Genomic DNA, 2,268 nt, shown 5'->3' on the forward strand with positions numbered 1-2,268 from the left:
TATAAAAAGCCTTCAAACTGCTGATTTTTACCATTTTTACCCCTGACCCCTAAAGGGGAACTGATAAAAATCAGCAGTTTGAAAAAGTCCCCTTTAGGGGATTTAGGGGTCAAAAGGCTTTTTAGACTGCACTCAAGCTTGAATTGCAAAAGTAATAAATCCCTTACTTCTTTTATATGCCGCACTCAATCATGGCTAAATATTATTTTGAGGTGCTATGAGATTTGGCTGTTTTATTCCATCCTGAAAACGAAAGCTAAAGGAACGCTAAAATCGTGAAATTTTTGTCGCCGCTCCGCGACTTTTTACTTTTCCATCAAATTTTTCTACCGTTCTATCGCCGCTCCGCTGCTATTAACCGCTGATGAACAGTCAAAGTTACTCATTTACGAAAAGTAAACTCCGTTTTTCCCGACTTCGCAAGCCTTGTAAATGACACTTTCTGAACAGACACATGATTTGATACAATTTTTGCCGACTTTATAGACGGGCACTAAATTATTACAACTTTTTTTAAAGTTACACGTATTAAAAAAATAGAAATTTTTACCCAAATATTGAATACCACTTCACATTGATGGCCCTCACTCCCGTAATGATTATCCTGCCGGCACGCTATATTTTTAAAGAGAAAGTCACCACCAAAGAGGTGATTGGAGCATTTATAGCTGTGACTGGATTTGTGGTGTTTTTTGTGTTTTAAAACTCCACCAGCCATTTTACAGATGGAAACAATGGAAAAATACTTAATTGTTGCCATCGCCCGTCTTCATGAAAAACAAGATAAGGATTCTTGCGATTCAATACATTGTAAATGCCCAAAGTCAGACTTCGGGTATATTTTTCCTTTTTCTTCTGAAAAGTATATCCCACATCAAGTCTGACATAAGAAGGAAGGAGATAGCCATTTTCTTCTCCGATTTTCTGCCGGTACAGAGCATTTTCCATTTTCCGGGGAGAAACATATAAACCTCTGTCGCGCTGACTCCAGTATGGCGGTTCAACTCCTTTATACATAGACACCGGAATAGTTACCCTGTTTCCGGAAGTCATTGAAAAAGCAATATTAAAAAACTGATTTCTCGTACTGGAGGTCTTTGGTGTTATTGAGGCATTGGTGTTAAAAATGTGACGCCTGTCAAACCTGAAGGGAAAGGAAACTCCATCATTGATTTCCGCGAATGTACGGTCACTTTTGGAAAGTGTATAGGAAAAAGCCCCATCCCAATATTCTCCTTTTCGTTCACCTCGTACTTCAATGCCATAAGAGGTTCCTTTCCCGGTTATTACATCCGAATACCAGTCACTGTTTTGCCCACCCAAAACAGTCGATGGATTTTCATACCTGACAAGATTATTCATTTTTTTATAATAAGCACCTCCCGAAAAAATCCATTTTTTAACAGCAACCAGATCAGGAAAAACATTTTATTCTTCATCAGGAGCTGCTTATCTGTTAAACTGAATAACCTGGCTGGTATCTCTAAGTACTTTCCCTTTGTCCGTTTCCATCTCCACAACAAACCGAATGGATTCAGGCAAGTCGTCCGGCACCTCACGAAAAGCCACGTACATAAGTGCAGGTGCCAAAGGAGATAGATTCAGCCACTCATCAATATCTTCCGGCTTGTCTTTGTCAGAAAATCCATACAGGAGATTGTGAGTATCGGACGACGCAATAAAATCAGGATCGTAACGGATAATTTTGAAATACTCATTCAAAGAGGTGCCCGGTTCATGATCAAACAACTTATCCAAGGCTGATATTTTGAAATTCCTGACCCCGTCAATTCGGTATTCCATCTCAATCATAGCAGTATAATCTAAAGCACTTTTCAAGTCACTGGAAGTGGCACTTTTTTTTCGATAATTGAGTTCAATCTGTGTTTCAAGATCGGGAATAGGCTCATCCAGATTTAAGGACACTTCGCTATAAGCATCTTCCAATTCGGAAAACAATTTTTCGATATTCATATTGTGAGTTTCAACATTTAGAAAGAAACTCTGTGGCGGAAAAGAATTAGTTTCCGAATAAAACTTATAATCAGAATAGGTGTTCCCCTGATAAACTGTTTTTTCTATATAACCAGGAACGGCGAAGATAAAATTGCATTCCCTAGGTCTAAATTCTAAAAAATAATTACCTTCAGGTTCCTTCTTTCTATCACAAGATATAGCACCTACGAAAAATAGCACAATAAATAAACTTTTAATGCTTGTAACGGAACTTCCTATCTTAAAGAAAATAAATATCCCTTAAACCCCTTT

At 38.0% G+C, this 2,268-nt stretch carries 3 protein-coding genes; all 3 read right to left on the reverse strand.

Translation table 11 applies throughout. The annotated features are described in order from the left end of the window. Positions 1-185, reverse strand: a 185-nt coding sequence (locus ATH1_RS21980) for a hypothetical protein (protein ID WP_010423499.1), incomplete at its 3' end; no start/stop codon positions are given. Between the two features lie 514 nt (positions 186-699). Then, the gene (locus ATH1_RS0115115) at positions 700-1,362 is read right to left on the reverse strand and encodes a hypothetical protein (protein ID WP_010423504.1); all 663 of its coding nucleotides are present in this window, start codon (positions 1,360-1,362) and stop codon (positions 700-702) included. Between the two features lie 87 nt (positions 1,363-1,449). After that, positions 1,450-1,974: a hypothetical protein gene (locus ATH1_RS0115125; RefSeq protein ID WP_139035460.1), complete on the reverse strand. Its 525-nt coding sequence runs from the start codon at positions 1,972-1,974 to the stop codon at positions 1,450-1,452. Positions 1,975-2,268 lie beyond the last annotated feature (294 nt).

The organism is Anaerophaga thermohalophila DSM 12881, from assembly GCF_000191885.1.
In the GTDB taxonomy this organism is placed as follows: domain Bacteria; phylum Bacteroidota; class Bacteroidia; order Bacteroidales; family Marinilabiliaceae; genus Anaerophaga; species Anaerophaga thermohalophila.

What these genes read in the sequence shown, in the direction of transcription:
- ATH1_RS0115115 (WP_010423504.1), bottom strand. Translation starts at nt 1,362, where the DNA reads ATGAATAATCTTGTCAGGTATGAAAATCCATCGACTGTTTTGGGTGGG.
- ATH1_RS0115125 (WP_139035460.1), bottom strand. Translation starts at nt 1,974, where the DNA reads ATGAATATCGAAAAATTGTTTTCCGAATTGGAAGATGCTTATAGCGAA.